Annotated in this window: 24 protein-coding genes and 1 other annotated feature; of the genes, 4 read left to right on the top strand and 20 right to left on the bottom strand. The window is 37.8% G+C overall.

The features are described 5' to 3' along the window. Positions 1 to 58: 58 nt before the first annotated feature. From greA to alaS, 10 genes are all read right to left on the bottom strand, one after another. Entirely contained in the window at positions 59 to 535 is a 477-nt protein-coding gene (gene greA, locus NSS74_RS02485; protein WP_078213491.1) for a transcription elongation factor GreA, read from the bottom strand. A gap of 276 nt (positions 536 to 811) precedes the next feature. Beyond that, complete coding sequence (udk, locus tag NSS74_RS02480) at positions 812 to 1,450, bottom strand: uridine kinase (protein WP_002015274.1); 639 nt, start codon at positions 1,448 to 1,450, stop codon at positions 812 to 814. 17 nt (positions 1,451 to 1,467) lie between these two features. Beyond that, entirely contained in the window at positions 1,468 to 2,748 is a 1,281-nt protein-coding gene (locus NSS74_RS02475; RefSeq protein WP_002143215.1) for a peptidase U32 family protein, read from the bottom strand. Between the two features lie 18 nt (positions 2,749 to 2,766). After that, positions 2,767 to 3,696, bottom strand: a complete 930-nt coding sequence (locus tag NSS74_RS02470; RefSeq protein WP_002143217.1) for a peptidase U32 family protein — start codon at positions 3,694 to 3,696, stop codon at positions 2,767 to 2,769. Positions 3,697 to 3,703: 7 nt separating this feature from the next. After that, positions 3,704 to 4,345 carry an O-methyltransferase gene (locus NSS74_RS02465; protein ID WP_002034114.1) on the bottom strand — a complete coding sequence of 214 codons (642 nt, stop codon included), beginning with the start codon at positions 4,343 to 4,345 and terminating at the stop codon, positions 3,704 to 3,706. 215 nt (positions 4,346 to 4,560) lie between these two features. After that, the gene (gene mltG / locus NSS74_RS02460) at positions 4,561 to 5,631 is read right to left on the bottom strand and encodes an endolytic transglycosylase MltG (RefSeq protein ID WP_002015278.1); all 1,071 of its coding nucleotides are present in this window, start codon (positions 5,629 to 5,631) and stop codon (positions 4,561 to 4,563) included. A 241-nt stretch (positions 5,632 to 5,872) separates the two neighbouring features. Further along, a complete protein-coding gene (locus tag NSS74_RS02455) occupies positions 5,873 to 6,151 on the bottom strand; it encodes a DUF1292 domain-containing protein (RefSeq protein ID WP_002034112.1) in 279 nt (92 codons plus the stop codon). Between the two features lie 12 nt (positions 6,152 to 6,163). Beyond that, positions 6,164 to 6,577 (bottom strand): Holliday junction resolvase RuvX, encoded by a 414-nt coding sequence (gene ruvX, locus NSS74_RS02450; protein ID WP_001221204.1) that lies wholly within the window; start codon positions 6,575 to 6,577, stop codon positions 6,164 to 6,166. A gap of 3 nt (positions 6,578 to 6,580) precedes the next feature. Next, complete coding sequence (locus tag NSS74_RS02445; protein WP_000348591.1) at positions 6,581 to 6,847, bottom strand: IreB family regulatory phosphoprotein; 267 nt, start codon at positions 6,845 to 6,847, stop codon at positions 6,581 to 6,583. A gap of 78 nt (positions 6,848 to 6,925) precedes the next feature. After that, on the bottom strand, positions 6,926 to 9,568 hold the full coding sequence (alaS, locus tag NSS74_RS02440) for an alanine--tRNA ligase (RefSeq protein ID WP_002034110.1): 2,643 nt from the start codon (positions 9,566 to 9,568) through the stop codon (positions 6,926 to 6,928). 41 nt (positions 9,569 to 9,609) lie between these two features. Continuing rightward, positions 9,610 to 9,828 (bottom strand) — a binding site (T-box leader). A gap of 237 nt (positions 9,829 to 10,065) precedes the next feature. On the opposite strand from alaS, the gene NSS74_RS02435 reads away from it, so the two are divergent. Then, a complete protein-coding gene (locus tag NSS74_RS02435) occupies positions 10,066 to 10,410 on the top strand; it encodes a PH domain-containing protein (protein WP_002034108.1) in 345 nt (114 codons plus the stop codon). Between the two features lie 38 nt (positions 10,411 to 10,448). On the opposite strand, the gene NSS74_RS02430 is transcribed toward NSS74_RS02435, so the two are convergent. Next, positions 10,449 to 11,516 (bottom strand): AI-2E family transporter, encoded by a 1,068-nt coding sequence (locus tag NSS74_RS02430; protein ID WP_002129216.1) that lies wholly within the window; start codon positions 11,514 to 11,516, stop codon positions 10,449 to 10,451. A 176-nt stretch (positions 11,517 to 11,692) separates the two neighbouring features. Here NSS74_RS02430 and NSS74_RS02425 point away from each other — a divergent pair, with 176 nt between their 5' ends. Continuing rightward, positions 11,693 to 11,905, top strand: coding sequence for a hypothetical protein (locus NSS74_RS02425; RefSeq protein ID WP_002143218.1), 213 nt, complete (start codon positions 11,693 to 11,695; stop codon positions 11,903 to 11,905). A gap of 36 nt (positions 11,906 to 11,941) precedes the next feature. Here the strand turns inward: NSS74_RS02425 and NSS74_RS02420 are convergent, their stop codons facing one another. The 7 genes from NSS74_RS02420 to cymR form a co-directional block, all read right to left on the bottom strand. Next, positions 11,942 to 12,070 (bottom strand): YrzQ family protein, encoded by a 129-nt coding sequence (locus NSS74_RS02420; protein WP_002015286.1) that lies wholly within the window; start codon positions 12,068 to 12,070, stop codon positions 11,942 to 11,944. An 18-nt stretch (positions 12,071 to 12,088) separates the two neighbouring features. Next, complete coding sequence (locus NSS74_RS02415; RefSeq protein ID WP_002015288.1) at positions 12,089 to 12,277, bottom strand: hypothetical protein; 189 nt, start codon at positions 12,275 to 12,277, stop codon at positions 12,089 to 12,091. Between the two features lie 127 nt (positions 12,278 to 12,404). Continuing rightward, entirely contained in the window at positions 12,405 to 14,741 is a 2,337-nt protein-coding gene (gene recD2, locus NSS74_RS02410; protein WP_002034106.1) for an SF1B family DNA helicase RecD2, read from the bottom strand. Positions 14,742 to 14,848: 107 nt separating this feature from the next. Beyond that, positions 14,849 to 15,508 carry a tetratricopeptide repeat protein gene (locus NSS74_RS02405; RefSeq protein WP_002143220.1) on the bottom strand — a complete coding sequence of 220 codons (660 nt, stop codon included), beginning with the start codon at positions 15,506 to 15,508 and terminating at the stop codon, positions 14,849 to 14,851. Positions 15,509 to 15,618: 110 nt separating this feature from the next. After that, on the bottom strand, positions 15,619 to 16,734 hold the full coding sequence (mnmA, locus tag NSS74_RS02400; protein ID WP_002088752.1) for a tRNA 2-thiouridine(34) synthase MnmA: 1,116 nt from the start codon (positions 16,732 to 16,734) through the stop codon (positions 15,619 to 15,621). Between the two features lie 16 nt (positions 16,735 to 16,750). Further along, a complete protein-coding gene (locus NSS74_RS02395) occupies positions 16,751 to 17,896 on the bottom strand; it encodes a cysteine desulfurase family protein (protein ID WP_002143221.1) in 1,146 nt (381 codons plus the stop codon). A gap of 35 nt (positions 17,897 to 17,931) precedes the next feature. Then, the gene (gene cymR / locus NSS74_RS02390) at positions 17,932 to 18,348 is read right to left on the bottom strand and encodes a cysteine metabolism transcriptional regulator CymR (protein WP_000704117.1); all 417 of its coding nucleotides are present in this window, start codon (positions 18,346 to 18,348) and stop codon (positions 17,932 to 17,934) included. A 290-nt stretch (positions 18,349 to 18,638) separates the two neighbouring features. Here cymR and NSS74_RS02385 point away from each other — a divergent pair, with 290 nt between their 5' ends. Both NSS74_RS02385 and NSS74_RS02380 read left to right on the top strand, forming a co-directional pair. Next, on the top strand, positions 18,639 to 19,925 hold the full coding sequence (locus NSS74_RS02385; RefSeq protein ID WP_002143223.1) for a replication-associated recombination protein A: 1,287 nt from the start codon (positions 18,639 to 18,641) through the stop codon (positions 19,923 to 19,925). 37 nt (positions 19,926 to 19,962) lie between these two features. Continuing rightward, positions 19,963 to 20,604 (top strand): RsfA family transcriptional regulator, encoded by a 642-nt coding sequence (locus NSS74_RS02380; protein WP_002034101.1) that lies wholly within the window; start codon positions 19,963 to 19,965, stop codon positions 20,602 to 20,604. A gap of 156 nt (positions 20,605 to 20,760) precedes the next feature. Here NSS74_RS02380 and NSS74_RS02375 read toward each other — a convergent pair whose 3' ends face one another. Further along, a complete protein-coding gene (locus NSS74_RS02375) occupies positions 20,761 to 21,528 on the bottom strand; it encodes a tRNA threonylcarbamoyladenosine dehydratase (RefSeq protein ID WP_000903181.1) in 768 nt (255 codons plus the stop codon). A 347-nt stretch (positions 21,529 to 21,875) separates the two neighbouring features. Beyond that, a complete protein-coding gene (aspS, locus tag NSS74_RS02370; protein ID WP_002015297.1) occupies positions 21,876 to 23,651 on the bottom strand; it encodes an aspartate--tRNA ligase in 1,776 nt (591 codons plus the stop codon). Between the last annotated feature and the right edge of the window lie 4 nt (positions 23,652 to 23,655).

The raw sequence follows: 23,655 nt of genomic DNA, 5'->3' as shown, positions 1-23,655 counted from the left end.
TGTTTCACCTTTTATACAAATAAAAAATCACTCGTTTTTACACGAGTGATTTTTTACGTTATTTTACAGAGATAATCTCTACTTGCATTTCTCCACCTGGTGTTTGGATTGCTACCTTCTCACCAATTTGCTTACCTAATAAGCTTTTTGCGATTGGAGAATCGTTAGAAATTCTTCCTTCAAATGGATCGGCTTCTGCGCTACCTACGATTATGTACGCTTCTTCGTCTCCACCTGGTAACTCTTTAAATATTACTGTTTTACCTAATGTTACAACTGTAGACTCTTCACCATTGTCTTCAATGATAACCGCATTACGAATCATGTTTTCAAGTTGTGTAATACGTCCTTCTACGAATGCTTGCTCATCTTTCGCTGCATCATACTCAGAGTTCTCTGAAAGATCTCCGAAGCTACGTGCGATCTTAATACGCTCTACAACTTCTTTACGTCTTACTGTTTTTAATTGTTCAACTTCGTTCTCTAGTTTTTGCTTACCCTCTTGCGTCATAGGGTATGTTTTTTCTGTTGCCATGTTTTCCACTCCTTTTATATACCAATCCCCCGAAAAAAAGAGGAGTTCCATATGAAAACTCCTCCGCTTATATAGCGGAGGTTTCTAGCACACGTAGCACTAGTGGAGTTGTCACATACAACCCCTTATTCTCCAATTCTTCCTTATATAAAGAAGGTATGTATGGAAAGTTGATATAAATATGCCCTCACCTATTGGTAGGTGAGGTTTCATGTTTCATTGTATTCGATAAGAAGGGAAAAAATCCCTTCCTATCGTATATCTTTTACTATGCTATTACAAATTTACTTTTTGTTCAAGAATTGTTGCAATTTTTGTCACCATAATATCAATTGCAACATGATTTTGTCCACCTTCAGGGATAATAATATCCGCAAATTTCTTAGAAGGCTCAATAAATTGATTATGCATTGGACGTACAACGTTTACGTATTGGTCGATAACTGAATCCATTGTACGACCGCGCTCTTCAATATCGCGCTGCATGCGGCGTAAAATACGAAGGTCTGCATCTGTATCAACGAACACCTTAATATCCATTAACTCACAAAGACGTGGGTCTTCTAAAATAAGAATTCCTTCTAAAATAATTACATCTTTCGGCTCAACTGGAATAATTTTTTCTGAACGCGTATGCAATGTATAGTCATATATAGGCTTTTCCACTTGCTCATATGCAAGCAACTGCTGCAAATGGTCAATTAACAAATCATTATCAAACGCTAAAGGATGATCGTAATTTGTTTTTAAACGTTCTTCCATTGGTAAATGGCTTTGATCTTTGTAATAATAATCTTGCTCCAAGATTAAAATGGAATGACCTTTAAAATGGTCAAAAATCGCTTTCGTTACACTTGTTTTTCCTGATCCTGAACCACCAGCGATTCCAATTACAACAGGCTTATTCGTCCCCATTCGACTACCACTCTTTCTTATTGAAGTATGTTTTTGCGCATCATATTATTCACATACACTGGTTGATCCACTTTGAATTTCACGATTTGCAACGGATGTCTCGCTGCATCTAATTCGTTTCCATCCTCATCCCAAATTTTCTCCACCGTTTGCGTAAAGTTTTCTATTTCTGGCCCAAAGAACTCCACTTCATGTCCTGGTTTGAAGTGATTACGTTGCTCAAGCGTTACGATGCCCGTTTCTTCATTATAATCTAACACTAAACCAGCAAAATCATACGTTGTTTTCTTACTATGATTTCCAAACATTTGCTCTTGATGTCCTGGAACCCCTTCAAAGAATGCAGGAGCTGTATCACGATTTGCACATTTATCAAGTTCATCTAACCATTCTTGTTTAAACTCAAAGTTATCCGGATCCGCACAATACGCATCAATTACTTTACGATATACAGTTGCTACAGTCGCTACGTAATGGATAGATTTCATACGTCCTTCAACTTTTAAGCTATCAATTCCAATTTCAATCATTTTCGGAATTGATAAGATTAAATTTAAATCTTTTGGGCTCATCGCAAAGTGAGCATCTTCTTCTTGGAATAGAGGAAGCTCTTTTGCATCTTTATGTTGTGATACCGTTTGAACTAAATCATAATCCCAGCGGCAAGATTGACAACAACCACCACGGTTAGAGTCACGCGCTGTCATATGGTTACTTAATGTACATCTCCCTGAATACGCGATACACATTGCACCATGGACGAATGCTTCAATTTCAACATCAACTTTTTCTTTAATTTCTTTCATTTCTTCATAGCTTGCTTCACGAGCTAATACAAGACGATGTAAACCTTCTTCTTTCCAATACTGTGCTGCTTTCCAGTTGGATAGTGATTGTTGTGTACTTAAATGCACCTCAACAGAAGGCGCCACACGTTTACATGTCTCAATAATAAGCGGATCGGCAACGATAATTCCCGTTACGCCAGCTTTTTCAATCCCTTTTAAATATTCCTCTAGCCCATCCATATTTTCATTATGTGCAAAAATATTTGTTGTTACGTATATTTTTGCTCCATATTTCTTTGCAAATTCAACGCCTTCTGCCATGTCTTCCAGCGTAAAGTTACCTGCATTAGAACGAAGACCAAATTCTTGTCCACCTAAATATACAGCATCTGCCCCATAATGGATAGCTACTTTTAATTTTTCTAAGTTACCCGCAGGGATTAACAGTTCAGGTTTTTTCACAATAACGCGTTTGCCATCGATCACTCGTGAAATTTCTTGTACAGCCATTTCCTACACCCTCCTCGTTTAGTAAACCGTTTCTTTAAAGAAAAATCCTGTATCTAACGGACGATTTACCGGTTGTATTTCTTCTATCTCTTTAAATAAATCATCTTTCACGTCATAATACGCATCACGATCTTCTACACATAAATCAATCGCCTTACGATATTTCTTCGTTACCTCAATAATGTACTCAGAACTTTTTAGGACACCATCAATTTTTAAGCTATCGACTTCAGCATCGATTAGTTCCTCTAACTCATCGATGAAACAAATATCATTCGGACTCATAATGTGAGTACCATTTTCATCTTCATAAATTGGATATTTGTTATTACGTTCCGGGTCGTATAAGAACATATTCTCTTCATACTTTTTCTTTTCGATGTCGAGATTACGCCCTTGATACTCAAAGTAGTTTCCTACTAGTGAACGCTTCGATTGGAACATGCAAGTCATACCGTGAATTTGTACTTCAAGTTCCACTTCAGCATTTTCTTTTAATTCAGCAATTTCATCTAAGCTAAGCTCACGAGCTAATACAGCGCGTTTCGCTCCTCTTTGCCCCCAATAGTTACAAGTAAACCAGTTTGTTGCTGTCGTTTCTGTATTCCAGTGAAGTTGCATATTTGGTGCAACTTCACGAACAGCCATTAATACCGCTGGATCTCCGAAAACAATCGCATCTACATTTACCTCATTTAAAAAGGAAACATAGTCCGTTAATTCTTCTACTTTATCATTGTGGAACATCGCATTCATTGCAACGTATACTTTCACACCATTTTCATGCGCAATGTTTACAGCTTGTTTCACATCTTCACGTGAAAACTCTCCTGCCAAACGTAAACCAAACTTTTGTTCACCAACCATTACTGCATCTGCCCCTGCTTTCGCAAGAGGTTCAATATCCGCCACCGCTCTAGGCGTTACTAACAATTCAGGTTTCTTCATACTTTTGTCACCCTCTCTTTTTACTTACAGCCACTCCATCGCCAATTGGGAAAATCGTTGTATCATATCCTTCATGATTCATAAGCCATTCATTGTACGTCTTAATACGACGAATCAAACCACGGGTACGTCTATTTTCAATTTTCTCTTTTGTCGTCACAAGACCATGGTACATAACGTTATCTGAAATAATAACGCCACCAGGATTTAATAACGGTTCGTATAAGTCAAAAAAGCGACGATACTGCCCTTTCGCTGCATCAATAAAAATAACATCAAATGTTCCATGTTCTTTCACTTGTTCGCCCGTTTCTAAAGCATCACCGTAAATAACAGAAATACGGTCTGTTACCGAGGAACATTCTATATATTCAAGTGCCTTTTCATATCGTTCACGATTGCGTTCTACTGTCACAATGCGAGAGTTCGGAATAGCTTGCATCATACGAATACTAGAATAACCGATTGCTGTTCCAAGTTCTAAAATACTTTCCGGTCCAATTAAACGTAAAAATTGCAGCATAAATTCCATTCCAAGTCGATCCATAATCGGCACATGGTTTTCAGTTGCATACTCTTCCATTTCAAGAATTAATTTATCTTTTGGATCAATAAATGATAATAGGTACTCGTTAACTGCATCCTCCATAATTGGTCCTCCTTATTTACATGGAGAAGTGCCTCTATGACGCGTCAACCTTTGTCTTTTCACACATAGAATGCAATAAAAATACAAGCCAGTTTCACCCTTAGCTTGTACGTCCCGTTTTGATATTAAAAACGATTCTTCTGCCAGTTTTTAACCCGATATATTTTACCACAAAAAAGAGGGATATGCGACCCTTTTCGCTATCCCTCCCCATTTCACTGTTTTTTCGTAATGTATTTTTGCTTTAATGCATTATGTTCTTCTAATGTTTTCGCATAATACACTTCACCACTTGGTGCAGCTAAGAAATAATAATAATCTGTTTGCGCAGGATCTAACGCTGCTTCCACTGAATGTTTACCAGAGTTTGCAATCGGTCCAACCGGCAACCCTTTCACAACATACGTATTGTACGGTGAGTTTACTTTCAAGTCTTCGTATAATACACGTTGTTTATGCTTTCCAAGCGCGTATAATACCGTCGGATCCGTTTGAAGCGGCATGCCTTTCGCTAGACGATTATAGAAAACACTAGAGATTTTTTGGCGATCAGTAAAGCCAGTAGCCTCTTCTTCAATAAGTGAAGACAACGTGAGAAGTTGATGAACATCCCAGTTCTTCGCTTTCATTTTCGCCTCATTTTGAACAATAATTGCATTTGTTTTCTCAAGCATCGGGATTACAATTTCTTCTAATTTCGTATCCTTTTTATAGAAAGAATACGTTGCTGGATATAAGTATCCTTCTAGTGGATATTTAATGTTGCTATCAAAAATTTTATCTGTTAATAGCTTCGGATACTTTTGCTGCATTTTTTGAATAAATGCTTTATCGTTTAATTGACGCACAACATCATCTTTATTCCACTTTAATTCTGCCGCAATCACTTCAGCAATTTCAGTTACTTGCGCCCCTTCTTTAATCGTCACTTTATAAAGAGCCGGACGATGCACGTTGCCAGATGACATTTGTTCAATGACATCGTTAGCACTCATCGAAGGATTTAATAAATATGTACCTGCTTGTAAGCTTTTCGACTTAAATTTCGTATAAAAACTAAAAACTGTACTGCTTTTCACAGCACCTTTTTCTTCTAAAATCTCACCGATTTTACTTGTAGATGACCCCTTTGGAATCTCTACCTCAATCTCTTTTTTATTTCCACTATCAACTGGCCCTAATGCAGATGAAATATACGCATAGACTGATCCACAAACTAAAAGCAGTGCGATAATCGAAATTAAAAAAATGCGTCTACGCTTCTTCTTCACTTGATTCTCTACCAAAATTCTTCCTCCTTATTTAATTGTAGACCGTATACACTTCCTCTATACAATGCCCTACAAACATAAAGCAAAACCAATCATTTCTAAATAATCGGTGACAGCTACTTATTTAAAGCCTTTTTTCATACAACCCGTCTTATTATACTATAAACAATTAAGTAGTTTCGACAAAAAATCTGTCATTTTGCATATGAATACAAAAAAGGCGAACTGTGTACACAGTTCGCCTTTTTATCCATTACTATTCTTCTTCTTGCTCATCAGCAAGAGTGTTAAACATTTCTTGTACCATTTCCCACTCTTCTTCAGATTCAATTGAAAGTAATGTTCCGCCCTCTTCTTCACTTTGCTCATATGCCATTGCATCGAAGATTTGGTCTCCATCTTCGTCTACTTCACCGATTGGAGAGAAGACTACGTAAGATTTTTTGCCGAATTTTTCAGCATCAAAAGTGAAAATAATTTCACATAAATGTTCGTTTCCTTTTTCGTCTACAATTGTAATTTGATTTTCTTCCATTTTGGTCACCTCTTATTTACTATCTAAAAATCCTTGTAAGATCACGACTGCAGCCATCTTATCGATTACCTGTTTTCGCTTCTTACGGCTCACATCAGCTGAAATGAGCAGACGTTCCGCTGCCATCGTCGACAAACGCTCGTCCCACATTACAACTTCTAATTGTAACAGATTTCGCAGGTTTTCTGCAAATTGCTGGCACGCTTCACCACGAGGGCCGATTGTACCATTCATATTTTTAGGTAAACCTACTACTATTTTGTCCACATTGTACTGTTTTACCAACTCAGAAATACGGTCAAAACCAAAGTGGCCTCGTTCTTCGTTAATCCTGATTGTTTCCAGCCCTTGTGCTGTCCAGCCCATTTCATCGCTCATTGCAACACCGACTGTTTTAGTACCAACATCTAAACCTAATATCCGCATAAACTACTCCTCACGATGATGTTTCAAGTAAGACTTCACAAGCTCTTCAATTATCTCATCACGTTCAAGCTTGCGAACGATGCTTCGTGCATCTTTATGGCGAGGTATGTATGCTGGATCTCCACTTAATAAATAACCGACGATTTGGTTAATCGGATTATAACCTTTTTCTTGAAGTGCATCATACACAGTTAAAAGTACATCATTTACATGGACACTCTGTTTTTCATCTTGAATGCTAAACTTCATTGTCTTATCAAAACCGTCCATTTCAAGCACCTCACTTGTAAGTAGTAAGTATAGGGAGAAGAACTTCTCCTCTCCCTACCATTGTACACTACTATCTCTTTATTTTGAAACAGATTTAACGTACTCTTGTACAAACGCTAAAGCTTCCTCTACTTGCGCTGGGTTTTTACCGCCTGCTTGTGCCATATCAGGACGGCCACCACCGCCGCCTCCACAACGAGAAGCTACTTCTTTCACAAGTTTACCCGCATGGTAACCTTGACTAATTAAATCTTTCGTTACGCCAGCTAAAATGTTTACCTTATCGTCATTTACAGACGCTAATACAACAACTGCAGACTCTAATTTATTTTTAAGGTCATCCATCATTGTACGTAAGTTGTTCATATCTGCAACATTTACTTTCGCCGCTAATACGTTCACGCCATCAACTGTCATTACTGAATCAGTTAAGTTTCCAGCTTCGATATTGCTTAATTTCGCAGCAAGAGATTCGTTTTCTTTTTGAAGTTGTTTTACTTCAGTAAATAAACCATCAACTCTTGTTAAAATATCTTTTGGATTTGTTTTCATTTTTCCTGCTGCTTCTTTTAATAAACCTACTTGATCGTTCATTAATTCGTATGCAGACTTACCAGTTACCGCCTCAATACGACGAGTTCCTGCACCGATACCAGACTCAGCAACGATTTTGAAAATACCAATAGAAGCTGTGTTATCAACGTGACAACCACCGCAAAGCTCTAAGCTGTAATCGCCTACTTGCACAACGCGTACAACATCGCCGTATTTTTCACCGAATAATGCCATTGCGCCCATTTCTTTCGCTTCTTCGATTGCTTTTTGAGAAATCGCAACATCAATACTTTCCCAAATTTTTTCGTTTACGATACGCTCAATTTTTTCTAATTCATCAGCTTGTACTTGACCGAAGTGAGAGAAGTCAAAACGTAAACGTTCAGATGTTACAAGAGAACCAGCTTGGTTAACATGCGTTCCAAGTATATCTTTTAATGCTTGGTGTAGTAAGTGAGTTGCTGTATGGTTTTTCACAACGCTACTACGGTTCTTTGTATCAATAACAGCTTTTACAGCCGCATCTTTCGTTAATGTACCTTCTTCCACAACTACTTTGTGTAAGTTTTGACCATTTGGTGCTTTTTGTACATCTTTTACAACAACTTTCACGCCGTCAGCAAGAAGGTAACCACGGTCTGCAATTTGCCCACCGCTCTCAGCGTAGAATGGCGTTACATCAAGCATTAATTGTCCTTCTTCACCTGCTTGTAAGCTATCTGTATACTCACCATTTTTCACAAGTGCAACAACGTTACTTTCTGTTGCAACTGTACCGTAACCAACGAATTCGCTCGCTACTTTAACTTCACCAAGTACACCGCCTTGAACTTGCATAGAATCAACGTCTTGACGAGCAGCACGTGCACGCTCACGTTGTTTCTCCATTTCATTTTCAAAGCCCGCTTGATCAACTGTCATACCAGCTTCTTCTGCATATTCTTCTGTTAATTCAATTGGGAAACCGTACGTGTCGTATAGGCGGAACGCATCTACGCCAGAAATAACAGTTGTTTTTTCTTCTTTCGCTTTTGCAATTACTTCAGCTAAAATTGATTCACCATCATGAAGTGTTTCATGGAAACGCTCTTCTTCATTCTTCACAACTTTTGCGATGAAATCTTTCTTTTCAAGTACTTCTGGATAGAAGTCTTTCATTACTTCTCCAACAACCGGTACCAATTCAAACATGAACGGACGGTTGATGTTTAATTTCTTAGAATAACGAACAGCACGGCGTAATAAACGACGTAATACATAACCACGGCCTTCGTTAGATGGAAGAGCACCGTCACCAACAGCGAATGTTACTGTACGGATATGGTCAGCAATTACTTTAAACGCCATATCTTTTTCTAAATCGCCATTACGATATTTCTCACCAGAAATTGATTCTGTTGCACCAATCATCGGCATGAATAGGTCTGTATCAAAGTTTGTAGGTACATCTTGAACGATAGATGTCATACGCTCTAGACCCATTCCTGTATCGATGTTTTTCTTAGGAAGTGGCGTATATGAACCGTCTGGATTATGGTTAAATTGAGAGAATACAAGGTTCCATACTTCTAAGTAACGCTCGTTTTCTCCGCCCGGATATAATTCTGGGTCACTAAAGTCATTACCGTAAGATTCACCGCGGTCATAGAAAATTTCTGTATTCGGTCCACTTGGTCCTTCACCGATATCCCAGAAGTTTTCTTCTAAACGGATGATGCGTTCTTTTGGAACACCCATTTTCTCATTCCAAATTGTGAATGCTTCTTCATCTTCCGGATGAATTGTAACAGATAGTAATTCTTTATCGAATCCGATCCATTTGTCGCTCGTTAGAAATTCCCAAGCCCAAGTAATTGCTTCTTCTTTGAAGTAATCACCGATTGAGAAGTTCCCTAACATTTCAAAGAATGTATGGTGACGAGCCGTTTTCCCAACGTTTTCAATATCGTTTGTACGAATTGATTTTTGTGCATTTGTAATACGTGGATTTTGTGGGATTACACGACCATCAAAATATTTCTTTAATGTCGCTACACCACTATTAATCCATAACAGAGATGGATCTTCATGAGGAACTAGTGATGCACTTGGTTCTACTGCATGTCCTTTTTCTTGGAAAAAGTCTAAAAACATTTGACGAATTTGTGCGCCTGTTAGTTGTTTCATTGTATTTTCCTCCTTAAATATAAAAAACTCCCGCCCCTAATAAAAGGGACGAGAGTTAACTCGCGATACCACCCTAATTATGAATTGATTATTATAACAATCAATTCATCACCTCATGGTGCCGTAACGTGGCAAGACGGCAGTGGTTAGCTGCTCTCAGGATTAGCTTTCTGTTACCCTTCATTTAAAGCTTCTTTCAGCCATTGGAAGCTTCTCTCTATAAATGGACTGTAACGTACTTGTTCCGTCATTGATTTAATGTATTATATGACTAAATATAATAGAATTCTCTTAAGTTTGTCAATGTAGATAATCATTTATATTGTATCAATTGCTTATTAATCATAGTTATTCTACTATTCATTCTTAACAGCCTTTAAATATATTATGCATTTATTACTAAATAGGAATCTTCTCTCAAAAAACACTTTATGAAAATTTCTAAATATTACATTATTTGTTATAATTAAATTATTAACAATAAAGGAGCGATTACAATGACAACCTTATTGAATCAAGCTAAAGAAATGTTAACAACTGATGAAAAAATCCTTTTTTATGCAGCATGCTCATTAAATATATTTATATATCGTTCCGTCGCAAGACCAGGACTGTTAATTTTAACGAACAAACGGCTCTTCTTTTATGGACCAGATGTAAGTAAGAACCCAATATTTGAAGAGTACTCTTTTGCAAACATTTCTAATCTACAAGAGCAAAAGCGTCTTTTCAGCAATCAAATTATATTTATGTACGATAATGAATGGAAAAAAATAAAACATATTCAAACAAATGATGTAAGCTCTCTCGTTCAACAAATACACGAGCAACTCTCTAAATAATGATAGCCCTCTACTTTTATAAGTAGAGGGCTATCATATTACACATCTTCTTTTTTCCAAAGAGGTCTCACATGAACGACCACTGTCCGAATGACCGCTAAAATAGGAACCGATATTAGTAATCCTACAATCCCCGCAACTTCTCCCCCTACTAGTAATGCAAACATAATGATCACAGGATGCATACGAAGCGACTTACCAACGATGTAAGGCGATAAAATGTTACTTTCCAAAAATTGCAAAATAGCAATTGTAATCCCCGCCTTAATGAGTAAACTCGTTGATACCGTTGCCGCAATCATCAACGTCGGAATCGCCCCTAAAATAGGACCAAAGTACGGGATTATATCCGTTACCCCAATAATAATGCCGAGCAGCAATGGATATTTCATACCGATAAACCAAAAAGAAAGAACAGATACTCCCCCTAATACTAAGCAAACAAATAACTGCCCTCGAATATAACTTCCGAGTGATTTATCAATTTCTTTCGCAAGCATTTGCCCCGTACTACGCCACTTACTCGGGACTAATTTCCAAAATATATGATAAAACTCACCGTAATCTTTTAATATGTAAAATACAATGAACGGAATTAAGAAAATAATGAGTAACGAATCCAGTACACCACGAGCTGTGCTCATGACTTTATTTAAAAGCGCTTGAATCTTCGTTTCTACACCACCAAAAATTTGTTTCACCTTTTCATGAATAAATGATGGGAAATTCGCTGTTTGTTCTGTAACTCCATCCATCCAAGAATCGTACATTTTTGTAAACTGCGGAAATTGTTCATTAATTTCTTGTAACTGTTTAATAACAACTGGCGTTCCTTTATAAATTCCATAGCCAATTCCGCCAAAGAAAAGAATATAAATGAGCAAAATAGCAAGTGTGCGTGGCATTCCTTCCTTATGGATTTTTTCAATTAAAGGGTGTAATAAATAAGCAATAAAACAAGCAATAAAGAACGGTGTGATCGCCACTTTAAATACAAAAATAATCGGTGCCCATAGTGGCTTAATTTTTAAAAAGACGAGCAAACAAAGAAAAACGAGTAACAATAATCCTAAACGATATATCCAAATGATTTTAAGATTCTTCACACGAAAAACCTCCTCCACCTTTATTTTGAAAATAAATAGGTTAGGTTATGTGCAAAAGTTTTAAAATCTTTTTATACAGACCATACTGTTTTTTAAAGACATACATATATTTAACATAATAAGGACAACCACCCCTGAAAATACAAAATGTCAAAATATAATCAGGAGGGCTCATAATGATCTTATTTATGCTTGCATTATCCGCACTTTTTATGCTTCTTGAATGGATTTGTATCGGGTTTGGTATTTGGAAAGGCTTCTTTATTCGTTCCTCACGAAAGGAAAGAGCTAAGCACTTATGGCATTATGGAACGCTTGGCGTTGGATGCTACGGTTTATCTTATCTCTTCTCTGAAATCGGACTTTTATATTTGCATACAAGCGCATAAAAAAACTCCCTTATCATAAAGGGAGTTTTTTACGCCTTATAAATAGGACTTAATCATCTTACGTGCTTTTTTCACATTGCGTTTTGAGAATACATCTTGTTTGCGAGCATATTGATACGCTGCAGCTCCAACACCTAATGCGATTAATGAATTGCGTAGATTCAAAGTAAATCCCCCTTTTCGTTATCCGATCGTTCTTTCATTATCATCAAATAAATCATCAAGAGAGCTTAATGAACCATCTTCCTCTACTTGATGTGTATGGATTTTCCCCTTTGAAACCGATAATTCGATATAACAATTCCAGCAATAAAATTGGTTGACACCTATTTTTCCGATGTCTTTCCCTTTGCAATTTGGACAACTGAACATATGGCTTTCATCTCCTTACAGTCTCCCAGATTCTATTCGCCATTATGTCCAAACTGCATTCATTTATACATTGCTAGAACCTTTCAACGTTATACGTTTGAAAGGTTCACTATATAATTTCACCTTGTTACATGAAATCATACGGTGAAATGTTTTCCACGTCCATTTCTTCACCATTAACCGTCACCATCTGCACTTCTCCTTGTGATTCTTGCAATCGGCCAGCTAAAGTCGTTTGACGCATTGCATCATCAAGGCGATTTACACCGGATTGAAACGCTGCTTCCTCCCCGCAAATAATAAGGAATTTCTTACTCCTTGTAATACCCGTGTAAATTAAATTACGACGTAACATACGGTAGTAGCTCTTTACAATTGGCATAATAACTATTGGGAATTCACTACCTTGTGATTTATGAATCGAGCAGCAATAGGCATGCGTAATTTGATTTAAATCCGGCTTTGTATATGTTACTTCAATTCCATCAAATGAAACGATAATCATATCTTGTTGCTCGACATTTTCTTTCGCATAAAATACTGAAACAATTTCTCCAATATCACCATTAAACACTTGGCTTTCCGGCTGATTGACTAATTGAAGTACTTTATCACCTCTGCGGTATACAACGTCACCGTAGGCAATTTCTTTACTCTTTTCTTTTTTCGGATTAAACACTTCTTGAAGAGCTTCATTTAACACATTAATACCTGCTGGTCCGCGGTACATTGGTGCCAACACTTGTACATCTCTTGCACTAAAGCCTTTTGTCTTAGCATTTTCACAAACCTTTTTAACAACCTCAACAATTTGAGCACCTGCACAGCTGATAAATGAACGATCTTTTTTATTTTGTGCTAAATCTGGCGGAAGTGTTCCGTCCTTTATCGCATGGGCAAGTTGAATAACAGATGACCCTTCCGCTTGACGATAAATTTCTGTAAGCTTGACCGTTGGAACCGCACCTGCATTCAATAAATCTTTTAACACTTGTCCAGGTCCTACAGATGGCAACTGATCTTCATCACCTACAACGATAACTTGAATATTTGTCGGAAGTGACTTGAATAGCTGATTTGCAAGCCAAATATCTACCATCGAAAACTCATCAATAATAAGGAGCTTCCCTTGTACAGGGTCTGTTTCATTGCGCTGAAAAGATCCTTCTGGCGTCCATCCAAGCAGACGATGAATTGTGCAAGCTGGAAGTCCTGTCGATTCACTCATGCGCTTCGCCGCTCTTCCAGTTGGGGCCGTTAATAATATTGGAAATGGATTATCATCACTATATTCATTCGGATTTAATGATACTCCGTGAAGTGACGCATACATTTCAACAATTCCTTTAATAACTGTTGTTTTCCCCGTCCCTGGTCCACCTGTTAATAACATCATCGGCTTATGAAGTGCAGTTTGAACTGCTTCTTGCTGAAGCGGCGCATACTGTACCTTTAGCTGTTCTTCAATTTCTCCTAACGTTTTTAACACTTCTGCTTCAGGGAATGCAGGGGTTTCTTCTTGATTCATAAGACGACGAATTGACTTTACAACGCCTTTCTCAGAATAGAATAAAGAAGCTAAATACACTCGCTCTTCTTCTATAATGACTTTCCCTTCGCTTTGCATCATTTCAACGCAGCCTACAATATCTTCCTCAGTCACTCTACCTTCTTGATTATTTAAAAGTGACATCGTTTCTCTTACAAGCTGACCTTTTTCCATATACACGTGACCGAGTTGTAATGAAATATTCTCTAACGTATAAAAACACCCTGCACGTACACGGTCGTCGTGATTGCCCGTTATTCCGATTGCACGCCCTATATCATCTGCTCTTCCAAATCCAATTCCGTCCACTTCTTCAATAAGTTTATACGGATTATTACGAATCACTTCTAATGTCATCTCTTTATATTGCTGATAAATTTTAATAGAAAGTTTTGTTCCAAAACCGTAACCATTTAAAAAACTCATCACTTTCTCGAGCCCTTGATGCTCAATAATCGTCTCATATATTTCCTGCGCTTTTTGCTTGTTTACAACACCACTTAACGCATCCGGATCATCCATAATTTTAGAAATCGCATGCTCACCAAGATGGTCCACGATTTTTTCGGCTGTACGCTTTCCAATCCCTTTAAATAAATCGCTCGCTAAATATTGCACCATACCTGCTTTTGTTTGTGGCAGTTCTTTTTTAAACGTTTCAACTAAATATTGTTTTCCATACTTTGGGTGGTCTTTAAAATGACCTGTTAATGTAAACACTTCATCTTCATGCATACGGGGAAAATGACCGTTTATCATTACTTTTTTTTCGTCGTATGTTTCATTCGTTTCAATGACTTTCATACTGACAACGGAATAGAGGTTTTCTTCGTTGTGGAAAATGGTATGAAGAACTTGCGCTTTTATAAATTTTTTTTCTTCCTCAAACAAATCCATTGCATGTTGATTTCCCATATTTCCTCTCCTTTCCGAGTTCTTTTCACTTTAATGAGCAGTACATCCCCCACCTCTTTCACAATCTTTAGATGAGGGGTAACTGCGCATTAAACTATAATTTCACTTTATTCAGCTTCTTGCTCTAATAAACGAATACCATTACCAGCTAAAAAGTGGTCTGCTTGAATTTCAGTCGCTTTCTTAAATAAAGTAAGAGCTTTCTCGTTATTCTCCTCGAATACGTACGCAACACCTAAATTATAATACGCATCTGCATGCTCTTCATCCATTTCTAACACCTTTTCAAAATAAGGTTTTGCCTCTTGAATATGTTCTAGTCGTGCGAAGCAAAGTCCGCATTGGAAAACAGCTTCTACATCGCCTTCATCTAATTCCGTCGCTCTTTGTAAAAATGGAAGTGCAAGACGATCATTTCCAAGTTGCACATGTGTGATACCTAACATAAATGTTACGTCAGCTGATTGTAATCCCACTTGCATCGCTTGTTCAAATACAGCCTTCGCCTCTGCAAATTGCTCTTGACCGTAATATACATTTCCTAAGCCATAATAAGCAGCAGCAGATTTACCATCTAATTCTAATGCACGTTTATAAAATACAATTGCTCGCTCACTATCACCTAATACATCTAATAAATTCGCAAAGTTAATGTATCCAAGCGCATCTTTCGGATTTTCTTCGATTGCTTCTGTGAAATTTTTAGCTGCTTCTTCCCAGTTTCCTTCTTGCATATATTTAATACCTGTTTCAAGTTTGTTTGACATATCCTTCACCTCTACAACAAATTATAACAAAGAATGTATTTTCCAAGCGAACGAAAATTCGCTTTATGTAAAAGAAACCTCTAACCGCTAATCGGCAGAGGCTTCTCGTGTTATCCTAAATAATCTAATTTCTTACCACTATGATATACTTCATCAATTGTAGCGCCGCCTAAGCACTCATCTCCATCATAGAAAACAACTGCTTGGCCTGGCGTAATCGCACGAATTGGCTCATCACAAAGAATACGAACTGTATTTTCATCAACGATTTGAACCGTTACTTTATTGTCTGCTTGACGATAACGGAATTTCGCTGTACACGTAAATTCTTTTTCCTTCGCTTTATTACTTACCCAACCTACATTCGTAGCAATAACTTCATCACCATATAGAAGTTCGTTATGGAATCCTTGATCAACATATAAAATGTTTTCTTTCAAGTTTTTTCCAACAGCAAACCACGGATCACCATTACCACCAATACCAAGGCCATGACGTTGTCCAATTGTATAATACATTAAACCATCATGTTTCCCTTTCACTTCACCAGATAATGTTTGCATCACACCTGGTTGCGCCGGTAAATAGTTACTTAAGAAATCTTTAAAGTTACGCTCACCGATGAAGCAAATACCAGTACTATCTTTCTTCGCCGCTGTCGCTAAACCAGCTTCTGTCGCCATTTCGCGAATTTGTGGTTTCTTTAATTCACCTAATGGGAACATTGTTTTTGATAGTTGCTCTTGGCTTAATTGATTTAAGAAATATGTTTGATCTTTATTGTCATCAACGCCGCGAAGCATTTTATATTCGCCGTCCATATAAGCAACGCGTGCATAATGACCTGTTGCTACATAATCAGCACCAAGTGCAATTGCATGCTCTAAAAATGCTTTAAATTTAATTTCTTTGTTACACATTACATCTGGGTTTGGTGTACGACCAGCTCGGTACTCATCTAAAAAGTACGTAAATACTTTATCCCAGTATTGTTTTTCAAAGTTTACTGCATAATACGGAATGCCGATTTGGTTACACACTTCAATTACATCATTGTAATCTTCTGTTGCTGTGCAGACACCATTTGCATCTGTATCATCCCAGTTTTTCATAAAAATTCCGATTACATCATAACCCTGCTCTTTTAATAAAAGAGCTGCTACAGATGAATCGACGCCACCGGACATCCCGATGACAACGCGTGTTTCTTGAGGTAGTTTGTTCATCATGTCACCTCCCATGCTAATTTTGTGTTAATCGCTTCACGATTTTCACTGTTTCGTACGCCGCTTTTTCAATTTGCTCTTTCGTATTTCCAAGTCCGAAACTAAAGCGTACGGATGAACGTATTTGATCGGAGTCTTTTCCGAACATCGCCACTAATACATGTGATGGATCAATCGAACCAGCTGTACAAGCAGAACCACTTGATACTGCAATACCAGCTAAGTCTAGGTTTACAAGAAACGGTTCAATATTCATTCCTGTAAAACTTATATTAAACACATGTGGTAAGCGATATTCCAAGTCTCCGTTTACCTCGAAATGAATGTCCTCATTTTTGAAGACAGATACCATTATATCTTTAAACTCTTCATATTGGGCATTTTTTTGCTCACGAGTTTTTTCAGCTAGCGAAACTGCATGTTGAAGTCCAACAATACTAGGTATATTTTCAGTACCAGCACGACGTTTTCTTTCTTGCTCTCCGCCTATTAATAACGGTTCAAATTTCACATTTGCACCAGCATATAGGAACCCTACACCTTTTGGGCCGTTAATTTTGTGAGCGGAAATCGATAATAAATCAATACCAAACTCTTTCACATCTATTTCTATTAAACCGTAAGCTTGTACAGCATCTGTGTGGAAATAAGCTTGATGCTCTTTTAACAACTTACCTATTTCCACAATTGGTTGTATTGTCCCTACTTCATTATTCCCGAACATAATAGATACAAGAATCGTCTCTTCCGTTAGTGCCTTTTGTATGTCAGAAACTTGAACACGCCCTGTTTCATCAACAGGTAAATACGTCACTTCAAATCCTTCACGCTCTAACAATTCACACGTATGCAAAATCGCATGATGTTCAATTTGCGTTGTAATAATATGGTTACCTTTATGACGATTCGCGCGCGCTACACCTATAAGTGCTAAATTATCAGCTTCTGTACCACCGCTCGTGAATATAATTTCATTTGGACTCGCGTGAATGCTACGTGCACACACACGTCTCGCCTCATCTACCGCATGGCGCGTTTGACGCCCATAAAAGTGAATACTAGACGGGTTTCCAAATGTTTCTGTCATATATGGAATCATCTTTTCGACCACTTCTGGGTGAGTCGGAGATGTCGCAGCATGATCTAAGTAAATGCGTTCCATTAAATCTCCTTCTTTCCAAATCGTTTCACAAGGAATTAAATGTAAAACATATAGCCCCCGTGATTTTCTTCCTCATAACGTACTAAATCTTCTAAAGTTGTACTATCTAATACTTCTTGCACCGCATCACGAACACGCATCCATAATTGGCGTTGTGCTGGTTCTTCTTCTTCTATCATTTCTACAACACTAATTGGACCCTCTAGTACACGGATTACATCTCCAGCTGTAATGTTGACTGGCTGATCAGATAATACATATCCACCATATGCACCACGCGTACTCTTTACAAGACGAGCGTTACGAAGTGGTGAAATTAATTGCTCTAAGTAATGCTCAGATAGGTCATGCGCCTGCGCAATTGATTTTAATGAAATTGGGCCTTCACCAAACTTTTTTGCAAGGTCGATCATAATTGTTAAGCCGTAGCGGCCTTTCGTTGAAATCTTCATCTATTTGCACCTCATTTCAAATTTTCACTTCTATTGGTTATATCTTATTTATAAAAGAACACAATTTAAAATCCTATGAAATTATAGCATAATATAGTATTATAAGAAATTTCAACTTGTGTATCAAAATGATAACATAAAATCACATTGAAAAACTCGGAAATTATTACAATTGAAAGAAAAATGAAAATATTATCCTTCGTTTTTCCCATAAAACAGCATCCTATTTCAAATTTCATCAAAAAAAATGATACGATAGAATGAGATTATACATTAAGGGAGAGGGTCAAATGAAACAACCACTCGCACATCGAATGCGCCCTACAAATATTCAAGAAATTATCGGACAACAGCATTTAGTTGGTGAAGGCAAGATTTTATGGCGAATGGTCCAAGCAAATCATTTTCAATCAATGATTTTATACGGTCCTCCAGGCACAGGAAAAACATCAATCGCCAGCGCAATTGCAGGAAGTACTGGAACCCTGTTTCGCCTCTTAAACGCTGTTACTCATAATAAAAAAGATATGGAAGTTGTCGTACAAGAAGCGAAGATGCATCGGCACCTCGTTTTAATTTTGGATGAAGTTCATAGGCTAGATAAAGCGAAGCAAGACTTTCTATTACCCCATTTAGAAAGCGGACTTCTTACTTTAATTGGTGCAACGACAAGCAATCCGTTCCATGCTATTAATTCTGCTATTCGAAGTCGTTGTCAAATCTTCGAATTACACGCATTAACAGAAGATGATATTTTAATTGGCTTAAAACGAGCGCTTGAAGATCAAGAAAAAGGGCTTGGGGAATATGATGTAACTGTTACGGATGAAGCATTACATCACTTTGCAAATGCATCAGGCGGAGATATGCGCTCAGCTTATAATGCACTTGAACTAGCTGTTTTATCTAGCTTTACAACTGACGACAAAGCCGCGGAAATTACACTTGAAATCGCAGAAGAATGCTTACAGAAAAAGAGTTTCGTTCACGACAAAGGTGGCGATGCTCACTATGACGTTTTATCTGCTTTTCAAAAATCAGTACGCGGAAGTGATGTGAACGCCGCACTTCATTATTTAGCACGTCTTATTGAAGCTGGTGACTTACAAAGCATCGGTAGACGTCTGCTTATTATGGCATATGAAGATATCGGACTTGCTAGCCCACAAGCTGGACAACGTACACTTGCAGCGATTGAATCAGCTGAACGGGTCGGCTTCCCAGAGGCACGCATACCACTTGCAAATGCTGTTATTGAACTTTGTCTATCACCGAAATCAAACTCGGCCTATAAAGCACTCGATGCCGCACTACACGATTTACGTAATGGCCAAACAGGCGATATTCCAAGTCATTTAAAAGATAGTCATTATAAAGGAGCCGAATCGTTAGGAAGAGGCATCGGATACTTATATCCACACGATCACCCAAATGGCTGGGTACAACAACAATACTTACCTGATAAAATTAAAAACAAGCAATATTATAAACCGAAAACGACAGGAAAATTTGAACAAGCACTTTCTACTGTTTATGAAAGATTACAAAGTTCGCATAAAACGAAGAATAAAGGGTAATATAAGCGAAAACGTCACCATTACGGAGGGTTCGCTTATGAAAACACGTCAAGATGCATGGACAAAAGAAGACGATCTCCTTTTAGCAGAAACTGTTTTACGACATATTCGCAGCGGAAGTACACAAATAAAAGCATTCGATGAAGTTGGTGATACATTAAACCGAACTTCAGCAGCTTGTGGCTTTAGATGGAATGCTGAAGTAAGACCATATTATGAAGATGCGGTGCAAATCGCAAAAAAACAACGTAAAGAATTAAAGCGTTCGGAAGCTAAAATAGAAAAAGAGCAGTTCACACAAACTCGGCAGCTCGTAATCGATGCCGAGTTTTCAGAAGATATTGTCCCAAATAAACAAGATCTTACAATGCAAAATGTCATCTCATTTTTGCAAAACTTGGAGCACAATAACCCTTCACTCGCAAAGTTACAAACTGAAAATGACGTATTACAAGATCAGCTCACTTCCCTGCAAAAAATGAATAATGAACTTGAAGCAAAATTAGCTGTTCTCACAAAAAAACAACAAGCAATCGAAGAAGATTATGCAATGCTTGTTAGAATTATGGATCGTGCTCGAAAACTTGTTTCGGTCGAAGAACAAGAAGAGCAAATTGCTCCGATTTTCAAAACCGATCAAAATGGAAATTTAGATATTATATATTCTGCAGAAAACTAAAAACAGGGATGCCACTTTTTCAACTAAGTGACATCCCTGTTTATTTTCCCTTAGTGAAAAAGCACCACAGTAAATGAAATTATATTAACGATTCGACATCGATATTTCTTTAAAACATACAAAAAGCATATATCCTAAACGATATATGCTTCCTTTTTATTCTTGCCCTACACGCTTCACTTCAACGTTTTTAATACGCTCACGTACAACGTGACTTGCCATAATTAGGCCTGCCACAGATGGTACAAATGCATTTGATGAAGGTGGTAATTTCGCTTTACGAATTTTTGCATTTTCGTCTGGTACGATTTCTTTACGTACTTCTTCACGAATTACGATTGGGTTCTCGTCAGAGAAGACAACTTTTACACCTTTTTTAATACCATCTTTACGAAGCTTCGTACGAATTACTTTCGCAATTGGATCTGTATGTGTTTTAGAGATGTCCGCAATACGGAAACGAGTTGGGTCCATTTTATTTGCCGCACCCATACATGAGATAATTTTGATTTTACGACGTAAACATTGTTTAATTAAATGAATTTTGAACGTAATCGTATCAGATGCATCTACTACGAAATCTAAACCGTGTTTAAAGAACTCTTCATATGTTTCATCTGTATAAAACATCTCTAGTCCAATTACTTCACACTCTGGATTAATATCTGCGATACGCTCTTTCATTAATTCTACTTTTGAACGTCCTACAGTAGATACTAACGCGTGAATTTGACGGTTTACGTTTGTAATATCTACAACGTCTTTATCGACTAATACGAGACGTCCTACGCCAGAACGTGCTAACGCTTCTGCCGAAAATGATCCTACGCCGCCAATACCTAAAATACCGACTGTACTATTTTTTAATATTTCAAGGCCTTCTTTTCCAAAGGCTAATTCATTACGTGAAAATTGATGTAACATTCAGCTCTACACTCCTATTACAAAAATGGTCTACCATGTATTCTAGCGTTTTTCCGACTATTTGTATAGAAAAAGTTATAGAATCCTTAAAAATACATATTTTAAAAATAAAAACATAGTGTAAACCGGGCTTTTACTTCTTCCTAAATGCAAGTTTAAAAAGGAGGATTCAGATGGCCGAGCAGATCGAGGCACTCATGCTAGGAGGAGCACAGTGTAGCTTTACTACTCGAGCACCGGACTAGCATAAGCAACGATGAGATGCGACAGTTATCTGAACCGGACTTTTTAAACTTCCCCTCAAAAAAAGCCTAGACGGCTATAGTATAACCATCTAGACTCTATTCTTACTTCTCTTCTTTCAAGCTCAATTTTAAGCTTAGCTCTTCAAGCTGAGCTTCTGCAACTGGGCTTGGCGCTTCTGTTAATAAGCAGCTTGCGCTTGCTGTTTTCGGGAATGCAATTGTATCACGAAGGTTCGTACGACCTGCAAGTAACATAACAAGACGGTCTAAACCTAATGCGATTCCGCCGTGTGGTGGTGTACCGTATTCGAATGCTTCTAATAAGAATCCGAATTGTTCTTGTGCTTCTTCTTGTGAGAATCCAAGTGCTTTGAACATTTTTTCTTGTACGTCACGCTCGTAAATACGAAGTGATCCACCACCAAGCTCATAACCGTTTAATACAAGGTCATATGCTTGTGCACGTGCTTTTTCTGGTGCTGTTTCTAATAACTCAACGTCTTCACGGAATGGCATTGTGAATGGGTGGTGAGCTGCGAAGTAACGATCTGCATCTTCATCGTACTCAAGAAGTGGCCAATCAGTTACCCATAGGAAGTTAAATTTACTTTCGTCAATTAACTCAAGTTCTTTACCTAGACGTAAACGAAGTGCACCTAAGCTATCTGCAACAACACTTTTCTTATCTGCTACGAATAGTAATAAGTCACCAGCATCCGCTTCTAATGTACTCATTAACACGTTTGCCTCTTCTTCACCGAAGAATTTCGCAATCGGTCCTTTTAAGCCGTCTTCTTCAACTTTAAGCCAAGCTAGACCTTTTGCACCGTATACTTTGGCGAATTCAGTTAATGCATCGATGTCTTTACGAGAGTATTTGCTCGCTGCACCTTTTGCGTTAATCGCTTTTACTTGTCCGCCGTTTTCTACAGCACTTGTAAATACTTTAAATCCACAACCTACTGCAAATTCAGATAGGTCTTTTAGTTCCATTTCAAAGCGTGTATCCGGCTTATCAGAACCAAAGCGAGCCATTGCATCAGCATATTTCATACGAGGGAATGGTGCACTAACTTCTACACCTTTTGCATCCTTCATGACTTTCGTCATCATACGCTCCATCATTTCTAAAATTTCATCTTGTGTTAAGAATGATGCCTCGATATCAATTTGCGTGAATTCCGGTTGACGATCCGCACGTAAATCTTCGTCACGGAAACAACGTGCTACTTGATAGTAACGCTCAAATCCACCGACCATAAGAAGCTGTTTAAATAGCTGCGGAGATTGAGGTAATGCATAAAATTCACCATCATGCACACGGCTTGGTACTAAATAGTCGCGAGCTCCTTCTGGCGTGCTCTTCGTTAAAATTGGTGTTTCAACTTCTAAGAACTCTTCTGTATCTAAGAAGTTACGAATTGTTTTCGTTACGTCATGACGCATTTTGAATGTGTTGAACATTGCAGGACGACGTAAGTCTAAGTAACGATATTTTAAACGCACATCTTCTGATGCATCTGTATCATCAGCAATAATGATTGGCGTTGTTTTCGCTGCGTTTAATACATTTACTTTCGATGCTTGTACTTCAATACGACCAGTTGCCATATTATCATTAATTGCGCCTTCACCACGTTCAACAACTGTACCTTCTACGTGCAATACGTATTCGCTACGAATCGTTTCTGCTACTTCTAACGCTTCTTTTGATGTTTCTGGATTAAATACAACTTGTACGATACCTGTACGGTCACGTAAGTCGATAAAGATTAATCCGCCTAAATCACGGCGTTTTTGTACCCAACCTTTTAATTGAACTGTTTGTCCAACCGCTTCTACTGTTACTTTTCCGCATGCATGTGTTCTTTCAGCCACTTTA

Source organism: Bacillus sp. FSL E2-8868 (genome assembly GCF_038005505.1).
Classification (GTDB): domain Bacteria; phylum Bacillota; class Bacilli; order Bacillales; family Bacillaceae_G; genus Bacillus_A; species Bacillus_A mycoides.
This window is presented reverse-complemented; position numbering and strand designations above follow the sequence as displayed.

Bases quoted from the DNA above. Each gene is read 5' to 3' on its own strand.
- greA (WP_078213491.1), bottom strand. From the start codon at position 535: ATGGCAACAGAAAAAACATACCCTATGACGCAAGAGGGTAAGCAAAAA.
- udk (WP_002015274.1), bottom strand. From the start codon at position 1,450: ATGGGGACGAATAAGCCTGTTGTAATTGGAATCGCTGGTGGTTCAGGA.
- NSS74_RS02475 (WP_002143215.1), bottom strand. From the start codon at position 2,748: ATGGCTGTACAAGAAATTTCACGAGTGATCGATGGCAAACGCGTTATT.
- NSS74_RS02470 (WP_002143217.1), bottom strand. From the start codon at position 3,696: ATGAAGAAACCTGAATTGTTAGTAACGCCTAGAGCGGTGGCGGATATT.
- NSS74_RS02465 (WP_002034114.1), bottom strand. From the start codon at position 4,345: ATGGAGGATGCAGTTAACGAGTACCTATTATCATTTATTGATCCAAAA.
- NSS74_RS02455 (WP_002034112.1), bottom strand. From the start codon at position 6,151: ATGGAAGAAAATCAAATTACAATTGTAGACGAAAAAGGAAACGAACAT.
- ruvX (WP_001221204.1), bottom strand. From the start codon at position 6,577: ATGCGGATATTAGGTTTAGATGTTGGTACTAAAACAGTCGGTGTTGCA.
- NSS74_RS02445 (WP_000348591.1), bottom strand. From the start codon at position 6,847: ATGGACGGTTTTGATAAGACAATGAAGTTTAGCATTCAAGATGAAAAA.
- alaS (WP_002034110.1), bottom strand. From the start codon at position 9,568: ATGAAACAACTAACAGGCGCACAAATTCGTCAAATGTTTTTAGACTTT.
- NSS74_RS02435 (WP_002034108.1), top strand. From the start codon at position 10,066: ATGACAACCTTATTGAATCAAGCTAAAGAAATGTTAACAACTGATGAA.
- NSS74_RS02425 (WP_002143218.1), top strand. From the start codon at position 11,693: ATGATCTTATTTATGCTTGCATTATCCGCACTTTTTATGCTTCTTGAA.
- NSS74_RS02415 (WP_002015288.1), bottom strand. From the start codon at position 12,277: ATGTTCAGTTGTCCAAATTGCAAAGGGAAAGACATCGGAAAAATAGGT.
- recD2 (WP_002034106.1), bottom strand. From the start codon at position 14,741: ATGGGAAATCAACATGCAATGGATTTGTTTGAGGAAGAAAAAAAATTT.
- NSS74_RS02405 (WP_002143220.1), bottom strand. From the start codon at position 15,508: ATGTCAAACAAACTTGAAACAGGTATTAAATATATGCAAGAAGGAAAC.
- mnmA (WP_002088752.1), bottom strand. From the start codon at position 16,734: ATGAACAAACTACCTCAAGAAACACGCGTTGTCATCGGGATGTCCGGT.
- NSS74_RS02395 (WP_002143221.1), bottom strand. From the start codon at position 17,896: ATGGAACGCATTTACTTAGATCATGCTGCGACATCTCCGACTCACCCA.
- cymR (WP_000704117.1), bottom strand. From the start codon at position 18,348: ATGAAGATTTCAACGAAAGGCCGCTACGGCTTAACAATTATGATCGAC.
- NSS74_RS02385 (WP_002143223.1), top strand. From the start codon at position 18,639: ATGAAACAACCACTCGCACATCGAATGCGCCCTACAAATATTCAAGAA.
- NSS74_RS02380 (WP_002034101.1), top strand. From the start codon at position 19,963: ATGAAAACACGTCAAGATGCATGGACAAAAGAAGACGATCTCCTTTTA.
- NSS74_RS02375 (WP_000903181.1), bottom strand. From the start codon at position 21,528: ATGTTACATCAATTTTCACGTAATGAATTAGCCTTTGGAAAAGAAGGC.